At 43.3% G+C, this 18,012-nt stretch carries 14 protein-coding genes; 13 read left to right on the forward strand and 1 reads right to left on the reverse strand.

Translation table 11 applies throughout. From position 1 onward, the window contains the following. Window positions 1-52: 52 nt before the first annotated feature. From ECA1_RS07370 to ECA1_RS07425, 12 genes are all read left to right on the forward strand, one after another. Window positions 53-418 carry an EF2685/EF0750 family sortase-dependent surface protein gene (locus tag ECA1_RS07370; protein WP_060792107.1) on the forward strand — a complete coding sequence of 122 codons (366 nt, stop codon included), beginning with the start codon at window positions 53-55 and terminating at the stop codon, window positions 416-418. Window positions 419-462: 44 nt separating this feature from the next. Continuing rightward, complete coding sequence (locus ECA1_RS07375; RefSeq protein WP_060792108.1) at window positions 463-2,796, forward strand: lectin-like domain-containing protein; 2,334 nt, start codon at window positions 463-465, stop codon at window positions 2,794-2,796. A 302-nt stretch (window positions 2,797-3,098) separates the two neighbouring features. Continuing rightward, a complete protein-coding gene (locus ECA1_RS07380) occupies window positions 3,099-5,243 on the forward strand; it encodes a glycoside hydrolase family 3 N-terminal domain-containing protein (RefSeq protein WP_060792109.1) in 2,145 nt (714 codons plus the stop codon). A 222-nt stretch (window positions 5,244-5,465) separates the two neighbouring features. Next, window positions 5,466-6,467: a LacI family DNA-binding transcriptional regulator gene (locus tag ECA1_RS07385; RefSeq protein WP_060792110.1), complete on the forward strand. Its 1,002-nt coding sequence runs from the start codon at window positions 5,466-5,468 to the stop codon at window positions 6,465-6,467. A gap of 13 nt (window positions 6,468-6,480) precedes the next feature. Next, entirely contained in the window at window positions 6,481-7,407 is a 927-nt protein-coding gene (locus tag ECA1_RS07390; RefSeq protein WP_060792191.1) for an ROK family protein, read from the forward strand. 48 nt (window positions 7,408-7,455) lie between these two features. Continuing rightward, a complete protein-coding gene (locus tag ECA1_RS07395; RefSeq protein ID WP_060792111.1) occupies window positions 7,456-8,403 on the forward strand; it encodes an ABC transporter permease in 948 nt (315 codons plus the stop codon). A 12-nt stretch (window positions 8,404-8,415) separates the two neighbouring features. Then, complete coding sequence (locus ECA1_RS07400; protein WP_005236529.1) at window positions 8,416-9,291, forward strand: carbohydrate ABC transporter permease; 876 nt, start codon at window positions 8,416-8,418, stop codon at window positions 9,289-9,291. Between the two features lie 18 nt (window positions 9,292-9,309). Next, complete coding sequence (locus ECA1_RS07405; RefSeq protein WP_016610972.1) at window positions 9,310-10,953, forward strand: type 2 periplasmic-binding domain-containing protein; 1,644 nt, start codon at window positions 9,310-9,312, stop codon at window positions 10,951-10,953. Between the two features lie 13 nt (window positions 10,954-10,966). Next, the gene (locus ECA1_RS07410) at window positions 10,967-11,545 is read left to right on the forward strand and encodes a YesL family protein (RefSeq protein WP_060792112.1); all 579 of its coding nucleotides are present in this window, start codon (window positions 10,967-10,969) and stop codon (window positions 11,543-11,545) included. Between the two features lie 161 nt (window positions 11,546-11,706). Further along, window positions 11,707-13,335, forward strand: coding sequence for a PTS transporter subunit EIIC (locus tag ECA1_RS07415; RefSeq protein ID WP_060792113.1), 1,629 nt, complete (start codon window positions 11,707-11,709; stop codon window positions 13,333-13,335). After that, window positions 13,335-14,666: a 6-phospho-alpha-glucosidase gene (locus ECA1_RS07420; protein WP_060792192.1), complete on the forward strand. Its 1,332-nt coding sequence runs from the start codon at window positions 13,335-13,337 to the stop codon at window positions 14,664-14,666. Before ECA1_RS07415 ends, ECA1_RS07420 begins: the two co-directional genes overlap by 1 nt. 220 nt (window positions 14,667-14,886) lie before the next feature. Next, window positions 14,887-16,260: a gluconokinase gene (locus tag ECA1_RS07425; protein WP_236596041.1), complete on the forward strand. Its 1,374-nt coding sequence runs from the start codon at window positions 14,887-14,889 to the stop codon at window positions 16,258-16,260. Between the two features lie 18 nt (window positions 16,261-16,278). Here the strand turns inward: ECA1_RS07425 and ECA1_RS07430 are convergent, their stop codons facing one another. Next, window positions 16,279-17,019 carry a MurR/RpiR family transcriptional regulator gene (locus ECA1_RS07430; protein ID WP_060792114.1) on the reverse strand — a complete coding sequence of 247 codons (741 nt, stop codon included), beginning with the start codon at window positions 17,017-17,019 and terminating at the stop codon, window positions 16,279-16,281. Window positions 17,020-17,169: 150 nt separating this feature from the next. Between ECA1_RS07430 and ECA1_RS07435 the strand changes: the two genes are divergently transcribed. Further along, window positions 17,170-17,922, forward strand: a complete 753-nt coding sequence (locus ECA1_RS07435; RefSeq protein WP_016610978.1) for an IclR family transcriptional regulator — start codon at window positions 17,170-17,172, stop codon at window positions 17,920-17,922. The last annotated feature ends 90 nt before the right edge of the window (window positions 17,923-18,012 follow it).

Genomic DNA, 18,012 nt, shown 5'->3' on the forward strand with positions numbered 1-18,012 from the left:
AATCTCAAAAACGATGGTTTTTGAAGTGAATTCTATAAAAGGAGGAGGGAGAATGAACATCAAAGGTGCGCGTTTTTTTGCAAAACTTCTAAAAGGCTGTCTCGCCTTATGGGTCGCTTGCAGTTTTCCAATAACAAGCTTCAGCGATGAGCTGCGATCAACCGAAACAGATGGCACCGTGCAGTTTACAGGAGTATATGAACCGCTAGATCCTCCAGAACCATCACCGCCAACAGGACCAGTCCTACGCCCGCCGCAAGACACGGTGAAGCCGGGGGGAGAACTGCCTCAGACTAACACCGTTCAGCGATTGGATTGGGTGATTCTAGGCTGTCTTTTGATAATTATCGCGCTTGACTTATATGTACTAAAACAAATCATTCGAAAAGGAAAAGCTACTTCCCAAAAGTGGGAATAGCGTCCATTTAACAAACAAGAGAATGACATTTAGGAGTGAATGGGATGAACTCATTTTTTCGTAAAAAAAATAAAGAATTACTGGTTTTGCTTATCTTACTCCCTCTGATTATGACGTTCACGATCATGAATGCCGAGACGATTTATTCGTGGACCCCAGAGAATGAGCAAGAGGAGAAATCAGCTGAAGAAGTAATCGGAGAAATCTTCTTTCCAGAAGAATTGATCCAAGGAGAAGTCGATTATGTACTAGATTTTATCTTTTACTCAGAAGATGCCCTTGAAACGGTGGACCTCGCTTTGCCTGAACAAGTAATCATCGATCAGGAAGCATTGATGGAGGGGCTAACTGCTGTAAAAACAGAAAACGAAGGGGTGTGGCAGCTGATCAGCGAGACCCCACAAACCACCTTTGTCTTACCGATTATTGTGGATACGATCGGAGAATATGAGCTCATCGTTGCCGAGTCTGCGTCACAACGGCTTCTGATAGTGGAAAACACGGTGATCGAAGATACTGATCAAGACGAAGATGAAAATGATTCTGCGGAAGCTGCACAAGAGGAAGAAGGAGAAGAGGCTTCGGATGCGGCAGCGAAAGAGGCGGAAGTAGATGATAGAAGTGAGCAGATGGTCGAAGTGACGATTGACAAAAACAATTTTAGAGAACACTTTGATGTCCAAGGCACTGCTACTTACAATGAAGAAACGGGTCTATTAGTCTTGACAGAAGATATCACTTGGTCAGTCGGTTATGTTACCTTAAAAGACAGAATTAGTCTGGATCAGCCATTTACGCTTAAAGGTAGAGCCAATATAGGGTCTAAACCACGTGGTGCTGATGGGATGGCATTTGGCTTTCATAATTCTGAGACTCACATAAGAGGTCATGAGGGCAATGCATTTGGGATCGGTGGACTGAGAGATGCCTTCGCTTTTAAACTAGATAATAATTATAATGATACTCGAGGTCTTTTTGATAGTAATAGGTTTACCGTTGAAAGGGATCCAATACAAGTCGGCGATGCACCCTTTGCTGGCTTTATCTATCATAGGACACCAGTATTACTGGAAACATATATGGGAAATGATGCTCCAGCAGCAAGAACGGGTGCCAGAAATGGGGCAGATGATCCGATCTTGATTGAATATCAGCCAAATAATGAAGGTCGCTGGTTTCAAGTTACGTATAGAGATCGGATTTGGCGACGTGATATCAGTGATTGGCAGCCCGCTGATGTTTCTGCAATGGCATTTATTATAGCCGGCAGTACGGGAGCGAGAAGTGATCGCCATACCTTTTATTTTGAAGAAATGAACTACTACATTGGTACCGGAACCGTCCATGTAAACTATCTGGATCGAGAGACAGGAGAGCCTATTCTTCCTGCTGATACACTGGATCTGCCGTTACGTTTTCTTCATACACTGGACCCCAAGAACCGAGAGAGCGATGAACCCTATCAGTTAGGGTATGACTATTATGGTGTTGAGTATGAAGCAGAACACTTTGACCCAGATACATTTGACATTATGCCGCAGCCGTTCCATCAGGAGGTGACTTTTTTATTTGATCGCGTGCCATCGAACATCAAGATCAATCACATAGATGAAGAAGGGGTAACACTGAGGGAACCAACCTATCAAGGAGAATTCGTAAATGAATCGGTCGATATCCTGCCTGTGGAGATTTCTTATTATCAATATCTTTACGAGCGGGACGGTCAGCCGCTGGAAACAAGAGTCACCCGAGATGAACAAGAATACTGGCTGGTGTATGGTTTGGAAAGTACTCCGCAACCAGTAGATCCTCTTGACCCGGATACGCAAGTAAACCCTGAGAATCCGCCTGAGATTGATGAAGAACAAGGGTTTGTCAGCTTGGATTTTGTTTCCCAATTCCAGTTTGGGACAGTGGGCATTCGGTCAGAAACGACGACCTATGATGCCTTACCGCAAAAACTGCTTCATCCGGCTGATCCAAATGATAATCTACGCCCTAATTATGTGCAAGTTTCGGATCGGAGGCGGGAAAATTCTGGTTGGACCCTCCGTGCAACCTTACGAACCCCTTTTGAAAGTGATGAAGGGCATCAACTGAATGGTGCTAGAATTTTGTTAAACAATATCGATGTAGCAACGACTCGAGAGAATGTGTCTGATCCCCCTACGTTTAAACCGCAAGCAACCCTGACTGTTGGACAGGCTGAAGTGATTGCGCAAGCAAATGCCAACGAAGGTAGAGGCACTTGGGTCCAGCGCTTTGGCGATCGAGAAACAATGGATCAAAGTGTGAAACTTGAGGTGCCAGTGAGTGCAGCACCTCAAGCCACGCGATATACAGCAACGATCCTCTGGGAACTTTCCTTTGTTCCTTAAGAATAAAGTAAAAAGAAGCTGCAGCTAGTTGCAGCTTCTTTTTATTAGAATCATGGAAGAGACAATGTCGGACGTATCAGGGGATTTGGTGCGATCGATTTTTTGTGGTACACCTTGTACCATGATGAAGATTTTTCCTTTTTCCTATGAGTTGCACCAAAGTAGGAACACTATCTTTTTTTGAAAACGTTTTTAATTATACTGGATGAAAGGAATAGATACTTTTTTGCTTCTGCTAAGAAGGCGCAAATAAGGCTTTTTTTAAGCAAAAGAAGAGAACCGAATGATTGGAGAGAATAATAGTGGAGACCGTAAAACTAAAAGAACTGATTGACCAAATGACCGTAGCTGAAAAAGTGGGCCAGTTAGTCCAACTGACGCCAGATTTTTTTGCACAAGGAGGAGAAATCACGGGTCCGATGCAGCAATGGCAAATGAGTGAAGACCAATTATTTACGATTGGTTCTGTGTTGGGCACTCATACTGCTGAACAAGTATATGCCATCCAAACGTCTTATCTTGAGAAAAGTCGTTTAAAGATTCCCCTTGTTTTTATGGCAGATGTTATCCATGGGTATGAAACGATTTTCCCAATTCCGCTTGCCTTAGCCTCTTCCTTTGATGCGCAGTTAGTGGAAGAGGTTGCTAAAGCTTCAGCGAAAGAAGCGGCAGAAGCTGGTGTCCATGTCACGTTTTCACCGATGGCGGATCATGTCAAAGACGCGCGCTGGGGAAGGGTCTTGGAAAGTAATGGGGAAGATCCCACCTTATCTTCTGTATTGACGGCTGCTTATGTACGAGGGTATCAAGGAACTGCTTCCCTTGCAGAAAATAAACAGCGAATTGCCGCTTGTGTCAAACACTTTATCGGCTATGGCGCTGCAGAAGGTGGACGGGACTACCATACCGTTGATTTGTCCGATCTGGAGCTCTATCAGAATTATTTGCCCGCGTTTCAGGCTGCGATTGAAGCAGGGGCGCAATTAGTAATGACCTCCTTTAATACGATCCACGGTGTTCCTGCCACCGCAAATCAACCCTTATTGCAGGAAGTATTACGACAAAAGCTGGGATTCGACGGCTTGATCATCTCAGATTGGGCAGCGGTAGCGGAATTGATGGCGCATCGTGTAGCTGCTGATCGAAAGGAAGCCGCAAAGAAAGCTTTTACTGCTGGCGTGGAAATGGATATGATGAGCGATTGCTATCTGAATGCATTGGAACAAATCATTCATGCAGAACCTGAAATGAACGAGCAGCTAAATAAGGCTGTCTTTCATGTGTTAAGCTTAAAAAATAAGTTGGGTCTTTTTGAAGACCCTTTTAGAGGATTAGTGCAGGGCAACTTAGCACCAAAATTAGTGCAGGAAACACGCCACCTTTCACGAGAAGCAGCAAAGAAAACAACGGTTCTTCTGAAAAACCAAGCACTGTTGCCGTTACAGAAAAAACAAAAGGTCGCATTGATCGGCCCCAAAGCAGCTTCGAAGGATCTTTTGGGGGCTTGGTCGTGGATCGGCAAACCGGAGGCTGCGGTCTCCTTAGCGGAGGGTCTTTCTCAAAAAGAAATTGACTTAACTGTCTTATCGTATCCTGATGGGGAAATGCTGATGAGTACCTTTATTGATGAGGCGTGTAAAGTTGTTAAAGAAGCTGAGGTTGTTTTATTGGCTCTGGGGGAAACTAGCGAGGAAGCGGGAGAAGCGGCAAGTCTGACCAAACTTTCTTTATCAAGAAAGCAAGAAGCATTGATTGAAGCAGTAAGTCAGGTCAATCCTAGGATCGCAACGATTCTTTTCTGTGGCAGACCACTGGTTTTGACCGCCATCGAGCCTCTTTGCCAAGCCATCATGATTGCTTGGTTCCCTGGATCAGAAGGAGGCAATGCGTTGGCAGATTTGTTGATGGGCGAGTCTGAACCGCAAGGACGTTTAGCTATGAGTTTTCCTCGAGCAGAAGGCCAATTACCGATGACCTATGCTCAACTCTCTACAGGGCGTCCACTGACTGAAGAGAATAATGATCAAAAATATATTTCGCGTTATATGGATGAAAAAAATGAGCCATTGTTTTCTTTTGGCTCGGGGATGGGCTATGGTCGATGCACGATCACCCACACCCAAATCATTAATCCTCAGGAAAAGGATGCACCATTTGAGATCAGCTGCACGCTGAAAAATGAGGGAGATGTGCCGCATACGACGACACTGCAACTCTATAGCAGAGACGATGTTACAGAAGTAGCGCGACCGATGCGGGAATTAAAACAATGGCAAAAAATCCATCTTGCTGCAGGCGAAGAAAGGCAGCATACATTCTATGTTACACCAGAGGATTTTGCTTACGTTCATTCCGATTTCTCGACAAAAAGTGATCCTGGTACGATTTCTTTATACCTTGGCTTTGCTGCTGCCTCAGCGAAGTTGATTGGTACGCTCACGATTTAAAAGCCTTTCGAGGCTTTTTTTTGTAGGTACAACTTGTACCATGATGGCACAGGTTTCAAGTTGCTGGTACAAACGCCAATCAGCCCTAGAATCATTGTGGATGAAAACGTTTTTATATATAGTTGGATTATCAGATGACCAGTGAGGTAACGGTCGTTCATTTTTCCGATAAAATAAAAACGTTTTTATTTTTGCGGGATCAGTTTAGGAGGTGAGGGGCATTTGGCAAATCGAATCACGATCCGAGAAGTAGCGAAAGAAGCAAATGTGTCGATTGCGACGGTTTCCAAAGCACTCAACGGTGTCGATGTTGTTCGCCCAGCTACGAAAGAACGTGTGGTGGCGGCAGCACAACGTTTGCATTATGTTCCCAATTTAATGGGCAAACAATTGAAAAACACGAAAACGAAAATGCTCGGTTTCTACACTACCAGCATGAAAGGGCCTTACTTTAGCGTATTAGTTGAAGCGATTGCCAGAGAGGCAGAAAAACATGGTTATGCGGTCAATGTCTTCTTATCCACGGATAAACGAGTGGTTCTCAATAGTATATTAGGCGGTGTTGTTGATGGCATTATTGGCTTTGAAGATTTTTTAACAAAGCAGGATTTGGCTGCGATGGAACGAGAACAAATCAAAGCCGTCTTTATCGATCGAAACATTCAAGAGAAGAACTTCGGCAGTGTAGTCTTTGATTCTTTCAAAAAAGGAAAAGCAGCCACCGAGTATCTTTTGTCTCTTGGCCACAAAAAAATTGCCTTTATCAGTGGTATCACTGGTGTTTATGATAGTGATGAGCGCTTAAGAGGGTATTTAGAAGCATTAAACGAGGCAGGGGTTTCTAAAAGGTCGGACTATCAATTACAGGGGTTCTTTGAAGAAGAACGAACGAGAGTCCGTGTGCAACAGTTTTTGTTAGAGCAGAAAGATTTACCCACAGCGTTTCTGGCGGGAAATGATCTTAGTGCGATCGGAACGGTCAAGGCGATCCATGAGACCAAGTGGCGGGTGCCAGATGATTTCAGCGTAATTGGTTTTGATGGCATCGATCTTTTGGACTATTTCATGCCTCGGTTGACGACTGTGAAAAATCCAATCCAATTGCAAGGGGTCACGGCAGTCAAACACTTGATCGAAATGATTGAGGAAAATGCCATTGGGATCTCCTACGTTTTACCAGGGGAATTGTGTATCAATCAATCGACAAAACAAGTAAATGAATAATGAGGGTGAAGCAATGTTTATTGGAATCGATGTTGGAGGAACCACCATCAAATATGGTGTGATCTTGAAAAACGGTGAAATTGTCAAAAAAGGACAGATGCCGACGATCCATGAAAAGGAGGGATTTTTGCAATCCATCACAGCATTGATCAAATCATTGCAGCAAGAAGCAATAGTCGATGGTGTCGGGATTAGCGCACCGGGCATCATCCAAAAAGATGGCACGATGATTACAGCAGGATCAATCAAATCCCTTTATGGAATCAATTTAAAGCAAGAAATAGAAGAACGTGTCAAGCTACCGGTCATGGTTGAAAATGATGCCAATGCAGCGGCGATCGCTGAAAAATGGCTTGGGCACGCACAGAACTGTGAGAACTATCTATGCCTTGTCGTCGGTACAGGCATTGGCGGTGGGATCATTGTTAATGATCAGCTCTATCGCGGCAGCCATGGCATGGCAGGTGAATTCGGATGGATGCTGATCGATAGCTTACCTGACCAAGGAAATTTAGAAACTGTTTCCTTGAACCAAAGAGCTGCTGTCGTGGGGGGGCTTTGCCACCAGTACCAGTTGGCACTTCAACAGCTTGGTCGGAGTGATTTCCCTCAAGATGCGGTAGAGATCTTTCAGCGAGGAGCGCAAGGAGAAGTGGTAGCGAACCAAGTGCTTGCACAGTTTTTTCAAGATTTATCAGTGGGCTTGCTCAATTTGATCAGTACATTTGATCCCGAGCTGATTTTGATTGGTGGTGGGATCAGTGAAAATGATGGGTTTATGGCAAGGCTTGAAGAGAACCTCTGTCAGCTAAAAGCTCGCCATGAAAGTATTGGTTACTTAGAAGGACGCACGATTGCACCGATTCGACGTTCAAAATTAAAAAACGATGCAGGTATGATTGGTGCGGTCTATCAGTTGATGAACCAACGAAGGAAGTAACTCATTTCCTTCAGATGAAAAAGTAAGCGTTTTAGAAAGGGTGGAACAATGGAATCTAAAGGAGTCGTACTTAAAGCAACCCCAAAGAAAAGAACCTTTTTGCAGAAACTAAAAGGCCAAAGTTTTTATCAAGCAATGGTTTGGCCAGGGATTATCCTGATGATTATTTTTAATTTTATCCCACTATACGGGATCGTCATCGCATTTAAAGATTACTCAGTGCTTGATTCGATCGCGAATGCAGAGTGGGTCGGTACCCAATATTTCCAAGAATTTTTTAGTGATTCAATGTTTTGGACGGTGATGAGTAATACGTTAGGCATCAGCTTTTTTAAACTACTGATTGGTTTTCCAGCAGCGATTGGCTTAGCGGTATTGATCAATGAAATCGTTCATGTGCGCTTGAAGAAGGTTGTTCAAACGGTGTCTTATTTGCCACATTTTCTTTCTTGGGTCATCTTAGGAGGCATGTTTATTACGTGGTTGTCTGATACCGGTTTGGTCAATAATTTACTGTTAGGTGTTGGGTTGATCGATGAACCGATCCGCTTCTTGACTGATCCCGAAAAATATTGGGCGATTGCAGTCTTTTCCGATATTTGGAAAGAAGTTGGATGGAATACGATTTTATACATCGCTGCTATGACAGGGATCAATCCAGCTCTTTATGAAGCAGCGAGAATGGATGGCGCCACGAAGTTTCAGCAGATTACTCGGATCACGATCCCTTCGATCCGTCATATTATCGCCTTGACATTTGTTTTGTCAGTCGGTGGGTTATTGGGTTCGAACCTCGATCAAACACTCGTATTACAAAACCCTGTCAATTATCAGTCCAGTGAAGTCATTAATTCATTCGTCTATAAAATGGGGATTCAACAAGGAGACTTCTCCTATGCGACCGCCGTTGGTCTATTTGTGTCGGTTGTTTCATTGATCCTTGTGGTCGGTAGTCATCTTTTGACAAAAAAAATCAGTGATGAATCAGTCTTTTAGAGGAGGGAAAGTATGAAACAAACATTTTCAAAAGATGAGAAGATCTTCAATACTGCCAATGTGATTTTCATGGTGTTCTTCTTAGCCATCATTGCGTTGCCACTATGGAATATCGTCGCCTTGTCTTTCAATGATGCAACCGATGCCGCAAGAGGGGGGATCTATTTCTGGCCACGGGAATTTTCACTAGAAAGTTACTACACCGTTTTTGAAGATTCTGCGATCTATAAAGCCTTTGTCATCTCAGTTGCAAAAACAGTGATTGGTGTTGTTTTGCATACGGCATTGACGGCGATGGTTGCTTACGGGATGAGTCGTAGAAACTTAATGGGGCGGAAAATCTATATGAACATGGGGATTTTAACGATGTTCGTTTCTGGAGGGATGATTCCTACCTTTCTCTTATTTAAAGAACTCGGCTTGTTAAATAATTTTTGGGTTTACATCATACCTGTTTTATTTTCTTTTTACGACATGGTGATTTTGATGAATTTTTTCCGGAGCATTCCATTTTCGCTGGAAGAATCTGCCATGATGGATGGCGCCAATCCTTTTATTATTTTCGTAAAAATCATTTTGCCATTGTCCCTTCCAGTTTTGGCAACCATCGCATTATTCCACGGCGTCTTTCAGTGGAACGACTACATGACCGCCAATATCTATGTTGATGATCGTAGTTTATATCCTTTACAAATGCTACTATTTCGGATCGTTTCGGAAAATCTATCGCCTGCAGTAGCAACAGGCACCAATGTGGTCAGAAATACGACTTCTCAGTCATTGCAATTAGCAACCATGGTGGTAACGACGGTTCCTGTCGTCGTGATCTATCCATTTTTACAAAAGTACTTTATTCAAGGGATGACTCTTGGATCAGTAAAAGAATAGACAAAAGGAGAGAAAAAAATGAAAGCAAGCAAATTATTCTTAGGAATCGGTCTCGTATGTACATCAGTCGTGGTATTAGGCGCCTGTGGTAATTCCAACAGCGAGTCAAAAGGGGCTGCTGTAGTAGAAGATCTGCCAGAAGCTCGCTTTGAAGCAGACAAAGATACCCCAAGCTGGCAAAAAGACACTGACCATGAAGCGACCTTGAAGTGGTATGTCAACTTTGATTGGTATGCTCAGCCAGGGTGGGGAAAAGATACTGTGACGCGAAAAATCAAAGAAGATATGAATATCAATGTCGAATTTATTTCAGGGAATGATGAGAACCTTAACACGATGTTAGCTGGAGGCGATCTGCCAGATATCATGACCTTCGATAAAAATCTATCTGCTGCCAACGAAGCGACGAAATTTGCTTTACCACTGAATCTTTTGGCAGAAAAATACGATCCTTATTTCCTAGAACATGCAGCGAAGCCTGAATCTGTTCAATGGTTTACTTTAGAAGATGGCAATATCTATGGATACCCAAGCTTTTCAACGACTGCGCAAGATTATGAGGACGGCAATGTAGTGGGAGATCAAGTCTTCATTGTCCGCAAAGATATTTACGAAGCATTGGGTGAACCTGATATGTCGACGCCCGAAGGATTTTTAGATGCGTTAAAACGGGCAAAAGAAGCATTTCCGACAGCAGATGATGGTGCTGCATTAGTCCCATTTGCTTCGACTGCATTAGATATTTCCAATGGCGGGGATGGCGCTTATGGTGGTACTTTGCAAGATTTTCTAAGCATTGCACCCAGTGTTGATGGGCAATTCAATGATCGAGACGCTGATGAGGAGTATATCACGTGGATCGAGACTTTTAGAAAAGCTTACAATGAAGGATACATTACCAACGACCAATTTTCAGACAATGACAACACGATGAAAGAAAAACTAGGGCAGGGCCGTTACTTTGCTTACTTGCATACAAACACGAAAGGACTCAATGAGTTCATGTCAGACAATAATGCCCGTAATCCTGAACAAACCTATATTGCCGTCGATGGGCCGAAGAATTCGAATGGCGATGATTCCACTTTTACTGGCGGAAATATTGGTGGATGGACACAAACCTTTATCACGACGTCGACAAAAGAACCCCAAAAAGCCATGGAGCTTTTGACCTATTTGGCAAGTGAATATGGCACGATGGTCACGACCTTTGGGATTGAAGGGGAAACATACAACCTCGTAGATGGCGTGGTTGAATACTCAGAGGAAACAGAGGCCTTACGAAATTCGGACATAGCTCGTTTTGACAAGGAAGTTGGGCTAGGTTCTTATTGGTTTGTTGGGAATGACAATTATGCTATCCAAATGGGACAAAAACCAGCTACATCGATTCGTCAGATGGTGGAATGGTCTCAAGATAAGTTAGCACCACGTTTTGAGATCGAAGACATTGATCCTCGCACCGGTTCTGAAGCAAGAAACCTCACTTCCATCAACACAGCAAGAGTGCAAGCGTTGGTCAACTTTATTCAAGCAGACTCTGAAGAAGCGGGACGTCAGATTTGGGAAGACTACTTACAAGAACGAGAAAACAATGGGTGGTCAGCAATCGTTGATTACCGAAATGAGAAAATCGCTGAAAATATTGAAAAACTAAACTAAAGGTGTGTGTGTGATGTTTGCTTTAGAGAGTCGTTTTTATCGTCTTTGCGAAGTTATTTTTCGTATGCTGGTTTTGAATCTCTTGTTTTTGGTGGTGTCGTTTCCGATCATCACGTTTCCTGCAGCTATGCGAGCGGTCGTAGATGCTTATGAACATCCTGAAGCAAAACTGCTACGCCCCTTCTTGAAAAACAGCAAAAACGCATTGTTGAAGACCCTACCATTAGGGGTCTTCAATCTCTTCTCATTTTTATGCGGACTCAGCTTGTGGCGTTCTGCTGCTTTGACGAATTCATTGTTTTTCTCTTTTTTGACCATCATTTTTCTTACATTTTTGTTGTCCTACAACATTAACCTGTATGTGATGCAATCAAAATTGCAAGATCGGCAAAACCTGTTTGTCCTTTTTCGTAGTAGTTTTTTCTTTACGATGATGCACTACCATAAAGGGATCGGAATTTTAGTCCTAGCAGCGATCGGCTATTTCTTCACATGGCAATCAGCACCAAGTATCTTCTATCTGTTTTGTCTGTCTGGGCCCTTGTATTTTTATCAAAAAGTGTTGCATCTAAACAGAGTGGATCAATCTTGATTCACTCTGTTTTTGCTTGTATCCGCCACTAGCAAGGAAGTAGACAGGATGAAACATGTTCCAATCTTTGAAACGCATTGAATTGAAAACGTTTGCTATTCTATTAGTAACAAATGTTTCCTATAATGAACCTACAAATCAACTACAAAGGAGTTTCCTCAATGAAAGAAAAAGTGATGGATGCGATGCAGAAATTCTCCAAGGCAATGTTTGTGCCCGTTTTGATTTTGCCGATCGCAGGGATATTGATTGCCGTTGGGAATGTGTTTACAAATGTCCGCTTGCTTGAGCAGTTTCCTTTTTTGGATAATCCGATAACCACCGGTTTTGGTAGTATCTTATCCGCTTCCTTATTACCGATTTTAACCAATTTAGGCATTATTTTTTGTGTTGGGATCGCTCTAGGGCTAGCCAATAAGAAAAAGGCTGAAGCGGGATTTACCGCGTTGTTGGGATATTTCGTCTTCTTAAATGCAATGAACAAATTCATGGAGCTTCGGGGGATGTTGGTTCCAGCCGATGCACTTCAAGGTTCAGGGCAAGCGATCGTTTTAGGGATCCAAGTGCTGGATATGGGGGTCTTTCTTGGCATCATTTTAGGAATCGTCGTGGCATTGGTCCACAATCGTTTCATCGATACGACCTTTAACAATGCCTTTCAAGTTTATGGTGGCGCGCGCTTCGTCTTTATTGTCTTGATTCCGGTCGTCGTGTTGCTAGCCATCGTTTCCACGTTTGTATGGCCAGTAATACAAACTGGCATTGACGGTTTAGGCGGCATCATTCAGCAAACGGGCAACTTTGGTATCTTCTTGTACGGTACGCTAGAACGCTTATTGATTCCAACTGGCTTGCATCACTTGATCTACACGCCGTTTTTGTATACTTCATTAGGCGGTGTCGCAGAAGTTGGCGGTCAAGTCTTTGAAGGGGCACGAAACATTTATTTTGCGGAAATTGCTGACCCAGCAGTCCGCGTATTATCGCAAAGTGTCATTTGGGACGCTCGTGGGATCTCAAAAATGTTTGGACTGATCGGTGCCTGTTTGGCGATGTATCAAACGGCAAAACCAGAAAATAAAGTCAAAGTCAAAGCCATTTTGATTCCAGCAGTTGTGACTTCCTTTATTGCAGGTGTGACTGAACCAATCGAATTTTCTTTTATGTTCGTGGCACCTGTTTTGTTCGTCATTCATTCTGCCCTTAGCGGCTTGAGCATGGTGGCGTTAAATCTCTTTGGTTCTCGCGCCATCGGACCGAATGGCTTCATCGACTTTCTTTTGTACAACTTGCCCTTAGGGATCGAGAAAACTCGCTGGCCAGTGTACTTGATCGTCGGGGTCGTCTTCTTCTTTCTTTATTACTTCTTGTTCCGCTTTTTGATCACGAAACTGAATTTGAAAACGGTCGGGCGTGAAGAAGATGGGACAGAGACCAAACTGTATTCGAAGAAAGAGTACAAAGAAAAACAACTTGCTGGAGCAGGTGTCGGGGTCATGGCGAATGACCAAGCCGCCCCTAGTCCGACTGGTGAAACAAGTATCTCAGCAATTATCACCAAAGCGCTAGGTGGCGATGACAATATCAAAACCATCGACAACTGCTATACCCGCTTACGTTTAAAACTAAAGGATCCTGAACTCGTGGATGAAGCACTGCTAAAAGACGAAACACAAGCCAAAGGCGTGATCAAAAATGGTGAAAATGTCCATGTCGTCTATGGGTTGACCGTGCCGAAAGTGCGGGAAGAGTTAGAAAATTATCTGGGAAGAGAAGGAGAGATTGAATGATGAAAAATTTTTCAGTAGTGATCGCAGGGGGCGGCAGTACTTTTACCCCGGGAATCGTTATGATGCTGCTTGACAATCAAGAACGCTTTCCTTTAAGAAAGCTGAAACTATACGACAATGATGAAGCACGTCAAGCGATCCTCGGTGAAGCCCTAGCGATTTTATTAAAAGAACAAGCACCGCAAATCGAATTTTCGTTTACGACGGATCCTGAAGAAGCTTTCAGCGATGTCGATTTCTGTATGGCGCATATCCGAGTAGGAAAGTATGACATGCGGGAAAAAGATGAAAAAGTCCCTTTGCGCCATGGCGTCTTTGGCCAAGAAACCTGTGGACCAGGAGGGATCGCTTATGGGATGCGCAGCATTACTGGTATGCTGGAGATCATTGATTACATGGAAAAATATTCCCCCGATTGTTGGATGCTGAATTATTCCAATCCAGCTGCAATCGTAGCTGAAGCGTGTCGGGTCTTGCGTCCGAAATCAAAGGTTCTGAATATTTGTGACATGCCCGTGGGCACGTTGCGTCGCATGTCGCAAATCATTGGCAAACAGCCAGAGGAACTAGAAGTTCGCTACTTTGGCTTGAATCATTTTGGCTGGTGGACCAGCGTCAAAGACAAAGAAGGCACGGAGTACATTCAAACCATTCGTGACTACGTTGCAAAACACGGCTATTTGACGCAGATCGAAGTGGATACCCAACATACTGACCCAAGTTGGCAAGACACCCACAAAAAAGCCAAAGACCTCTTGGCGCTCACACCAGAATATCTGCCAAATACGTACTTGAAGTATTATTTATACCCAGATTACGTCTACGAACACATGAAAGAACATCCAGAGTATACGCGTTCCAATGAAGTGATGGAAGGACGGGAAAAACGAGTGTTCGATCATGCCAAAAAGATCACTGCCCAAGGATCTGCTGAAGGGATCGCTTTTGAGATTGATGCCCATGCAACCTTTATCGTTGATTTGGCACGCGCCATCGCTTTTAATACGCATGAGCGAATGGTCATGATTGTGGAAAACAACGGCGCAATTGCGAACTTCCCGGATGATGCCATGGTGGAAGTGCCATGTATCGTCGGTTCTGATGGACCAGAAGCTCTTGCTCAAGGAAAAATTCCTGCCTTCCAACAAGCGCTCATGTTCCAGCAGGTGACTGTGGAAAAATTAGTGGTCGAAGCATATGTGGAAAAGAGCTATCAAAAAATGTGGCAAGCGTTAAGCCTTTCCAAAACGATTCCTAGCGCAAAAGTAGCCAAAGAGTTACTCGATGATTTGGTCTCGGAAAATGGTGATTACTGGCCAGGATTGTCTTGATTTGTTTCACATTTGCGAAACATTCGCTGGTTGGATAACTGAAAGAGGAAGATTCTCCAAGAATCTTTCTCTTTTTTGATTTTTGTTGTGGAAGGATAATTCTCTGAAGAAAATCACCACTAAACGTCTTATCAACAAAACGATCAGACAGGTATACTAGAATATGCCACTAACTATGGTAGAATAAAGCTAATTGAATCAGATGAGAGGGAGCAATGCGATGTTTTTAGGGATTGATATCGGCACGACAGCCATAAAATTTGGGGTCATTGAAGATCGGAAAATCATTTACTCACAGTCATTACCAATCAAAACCCACAGCCACGGGTTAAAACAGACCCAATCAGCGACCCAGATCAGTAGCCAATTGATCAGTGGTGTCACAACGATTCCCGCTCAATTAAAAGCGGCAATCACAGTGATCGGGTTCAGTACCGCCATGCACAGTTTGATGCCAGTGGCTGGTGAGACAGCAGAAGAGATTTACATTTGGTCAGACAATCAAGCGAGTCAAACGATGACGGACTATCGTCAAACGGATCTGGCGGCAACGTTTTATGAAGAGACAGGGACACCGATCCATGCGATGTCTCCCTTTGCGAAACTGGCTTATTTCCAAACAAATGGTTCATATTCCAAAGAGACGAAATGGTTTGGCTTAAAAGAACTAGCAATGGCGTTGTTTACCGGACAAGCACGGATCGATTATAGTACCGCATCAGCGACCGGTCTTTTTTCTTTGAAAGAAAAGCAATGGAGTCAAAAAATTCTCAATTATTTATCCCTTTCAAAAGCCCAATTAGCGCCTTTATGTGCACCGACTGATCGTTTTTTGATTACCGAGGAGATGGCGCAGCGGTGTGGCTTGAAGCCTGAGGTAGAAGTGATGTGTGGGGCTAGTGATGGGTGTTTAGCAGCATATGCTGGCTATATTTCTACAGGGATCCGCAACAGCTTGACGATCGGAACCAGTGCGGCGGTTCGTAAAGTAAGCGAGACCACCGTCTTTGATCGCCAAAAACAAAATTTTTGCTACTATCTGCAAGATGACCTCTATGTCGTAGGGGCACCTTCGAATAATGGTGGCTGTGTCCTTGCTTGGGCAAAAGAGACCTTATCAGAAGATCCTGATGCGTTTTATCATTATCTGCCTCAAGTCATGGATGAGTCGCCGATCGGCAGTAACGGCTTACGTTTTTTTCCCTATTTAAACGGGGAGCGGGCACCTTTTTGGACAAATGAGATCACAGGCGGCTTTTCTGGCTTGACTTTGAAACACAATCGCTCAGACATGTTGCGGGCAGTCATCGAAGGCATGCTGATGAACATCGATTTATTAAAGCAAATGGCGCAGTTGGAAGGGGCAGTCACTGTAAGTGGTGGTTTCTTTCAAACAAAACTTTTAGGTCAAATGACCGCGGATGTGTTGGGGCTGACCTGTTATCTTTCCGATGAAAATGAACCGATATTCGGCTTGTATGATTTATACAAAAGCTCTGTTGTGCGGCAAGATCAGCCAGATGAAAAATTTGTTCCTGATCCGCAGAACCAAGCGCTCTATCAAGAATTGGCAAAAACCTATTTTCAAGCATAAGCAAAAACCAGCAATCCACTAGGGTTGCTGGTTTTCTTTTTCAACATGGGTAAAAGCGTCGACGATATATTCCATCAATAAGAGCAGTTTACCAAAGAAGCTAGTGTACTGGATGTTTTGGGTGTCGTAGGGACGTTCATCGGTCACTTCAAAGGAAAAGGTCGCCAGTTGATTGGCGCGATGATCACCGTTCCCGCAAAACAAAACAGTTGGTATGTGATGTTCATTGGCTAATGCCATCTTCTCCAGCACTTTTTGTGTTTCGCCAGATTTAGAGATGGTGATCAGCATACTGATGTTCTCGATGTTGTTACTAATGATCCCACCTGAGTCAGAAGCACTGACTAATAAGGTTTTGATGCCGTTGACAAGCATTTTTTTGTGGAGGTATTCTGCCACGATCCCAGAAAAACCTGTTGCATAAATCGTAATAAACTTGTCCTTATTTCGTCCATAGATTTCTTTGATCGCGTCGATCGTATCTGCAATACTGGCAGCGTCAATTTGGTAATCGATGGCGGCTTCAGTGATCGTCTGATTTTTCAAGCGATTCTTTAAGAAGTAAAGTAGCTCAAGATAGCCAGAAAAACCCAATTTTTGTGCAAGCCGCACGATGGTTGCGGGAGAAGTATAGATCGCTTTAGCGATTTCTCTTAAGGGCAGTCCATCGATCGCAGCGGTATTTGCAAGCAAATAATCAAGTATTTGCAGCTCATTGTCAGTCAATTTTTTTCCTTTGATCAATACATTTAAGTCCATTGTTCGGCACTCCTTTGTCTTGTCTTCATCATACAATGAATAACGACAGAAAGTAAAATGGGAATCGCGTCATGCTGATATATAGGAAAAAGATTGTGCATTTCCTAAAAAGATATTATAATTTCTTATATAGAAAATAAAGGTGGAGAAATGATGACGCAAAAACCATATGGAACCGTACTACTAAAAGCAGCAACCATTTTAGATTATCTCGCAGAAGCGCCAAGTAAACCATTGCAAGAAATTTCAGAAGCAACGAAACTGACCCCATCCACAGCTTTGAAAATATTAGAAACGCTGCAAATGATCGGCTATGTCAAACGCGACAAAGAGAAGAATTATCGCTTAGGGTCTAAGCTGATCAAGTATGCCAATCAAAACATTCAAGAGCTTGATTTAGTGGAAATCAGCTTGCCTTACTTGGAAGCATTGCAGAAAACGGCGGATGAAACGATCCACTTAGGGGTCTTGACTGCCAATGAGATTCTTTATGTCAATAAATTGGAGCCCCACAATCAAACGATCCGCATGTCTTCAAAAGTAGGGATCACAAGACCATTGTATAGCTCTGCCATGGGGAAAGCCGTTTTAGCGGAGTTTGATGCCCCTCAAGTGGAAGAATATTTGGCAGCAACGCCTTTAACCGCTTATACGGAAAACACCATTACGAATCAGTTGAAGTTGAAGAAAGAATTGGAACAGGCAAAAGAAAACCAAGTAGCGTTTGATGATGAAGAAATGGAACAAGAAATCTATTGCATCGGCGCCTCACTGATAAAAGATCAGGAGATCGTTGGGGCGTTTTCTATCAGCCTACCGAAATACCGCTTGACCCCAGAATACAAAACGACATTGATCGATGCGATTATTGCGACAAAACAACAAATTGAACAAGCATTATAAACTTTTTAGTGGAAAGCCCTTGCAAATAAAAACGAGAACGGTATAATAAACGTGTAAGTTTCTTTATAATAAATACCATTTTCCTAATAG

It is taken from the genome of Enterococcus casseliflavus NBRC 100478 (assembly GCF_001544095.1).
Lineage (GTDB): Bacteria > Bacillota > Bacilli > Lactobacillales > Enterococcaceae > Enterococcus_D > Enterococcus_D casseliflavus.

What these genes read in the sequence shown, in the direction of transcription:
- ECA1_RS07370 (WP_060792107.1), top strand. Translation starts at nt 53, where the DNA reads ATGAACATCAAAGGTGCGCGTTTTTTTGCAAAACTTCTAAAAGGCTGT.
- ECA1_RS07375 (WP_060792108.1), top strand. Translation starts at nt 463, where the DNA reads ATGAACTCATTTTTTCGTAAAAAAAATAAAGAATTACTGGTTTTGCTT.
- ECA1_RS07390 (WP_060792191.1), top strand. Translation starts at nt 6,481, where the DNA reads ATGTTTATTGGAATCGATGTTGGAGGAACCACCATCAAATATGGTGTG.
- ECA1_RS07395 (WP_060792111.1), top strand. Translation starts at nt 7,456, where the DNA reads ATGGAATCTAAAGGAGTCGTACTTAAAGCAACCCCAAAGAAAAGAACC.
- ECA1_RS07400 (WP_005236529.1), top strand. Translation starts at nt 8,416, where the DNA reads ATGAAACAAACATTTTCAAAAGATGAGAAGATCTTCAATACTGCCAAT.
- ECA1_RS07405 (WP_016610972.1), top strand. Translation starts at nt 9,310, where the DNA reads ATGAAAGCAAGCAAATTATTCTTAGGAATCGGTCTCGTATGTACATCA.
- ECA1_RS07410 (WP_060792112.1), top strand. Translation starts at nt 10,967, where the DNA reads ATGTTTGCTTTAGAGAGTCGTTTTTATCGTCTTTGCGAAGTTATTTTT.
- ECA1_RS07415 (WP_060792113.1), top strand. Translation starts at nt 11,707, where the DNA reads ATGAAAGAAAAAGTGATGGATGCGATGCAGAAATTCTCCAAGGCAATG.
- ECA1_RS07420 (WP_060792192.1), top strand. Translation starts at nt 13,335, where the DNA reads ATGAAAAATTTTTCAGTAGTGATCGCAGGGGGCGGCAGTACTTTTACC.
- ECA1_RS07425 (WP_236596041.1), top strand. Translation starts at nt 14,887, where the DNA reads ATGTTTTTAGGGATTGATATCGGCACGACAGCCATAAAATTTGGGGTC.
- ECA1_RS07430 (WP_060792114.1), bottom strand. Translation starts at nt 17,019, where the DNA reads ATGGACTTAAATGTATTGATCAAAGGAAAAAAATTGACTGACAATGAG.
- ECA1_RS07435 (WP_016610978.1), top strand. Translation starts at nt 17,170, where the DNA reads ATGATGACGCAAAAACCATATGGAACCGTACTACTAAAAGCAGCAACC.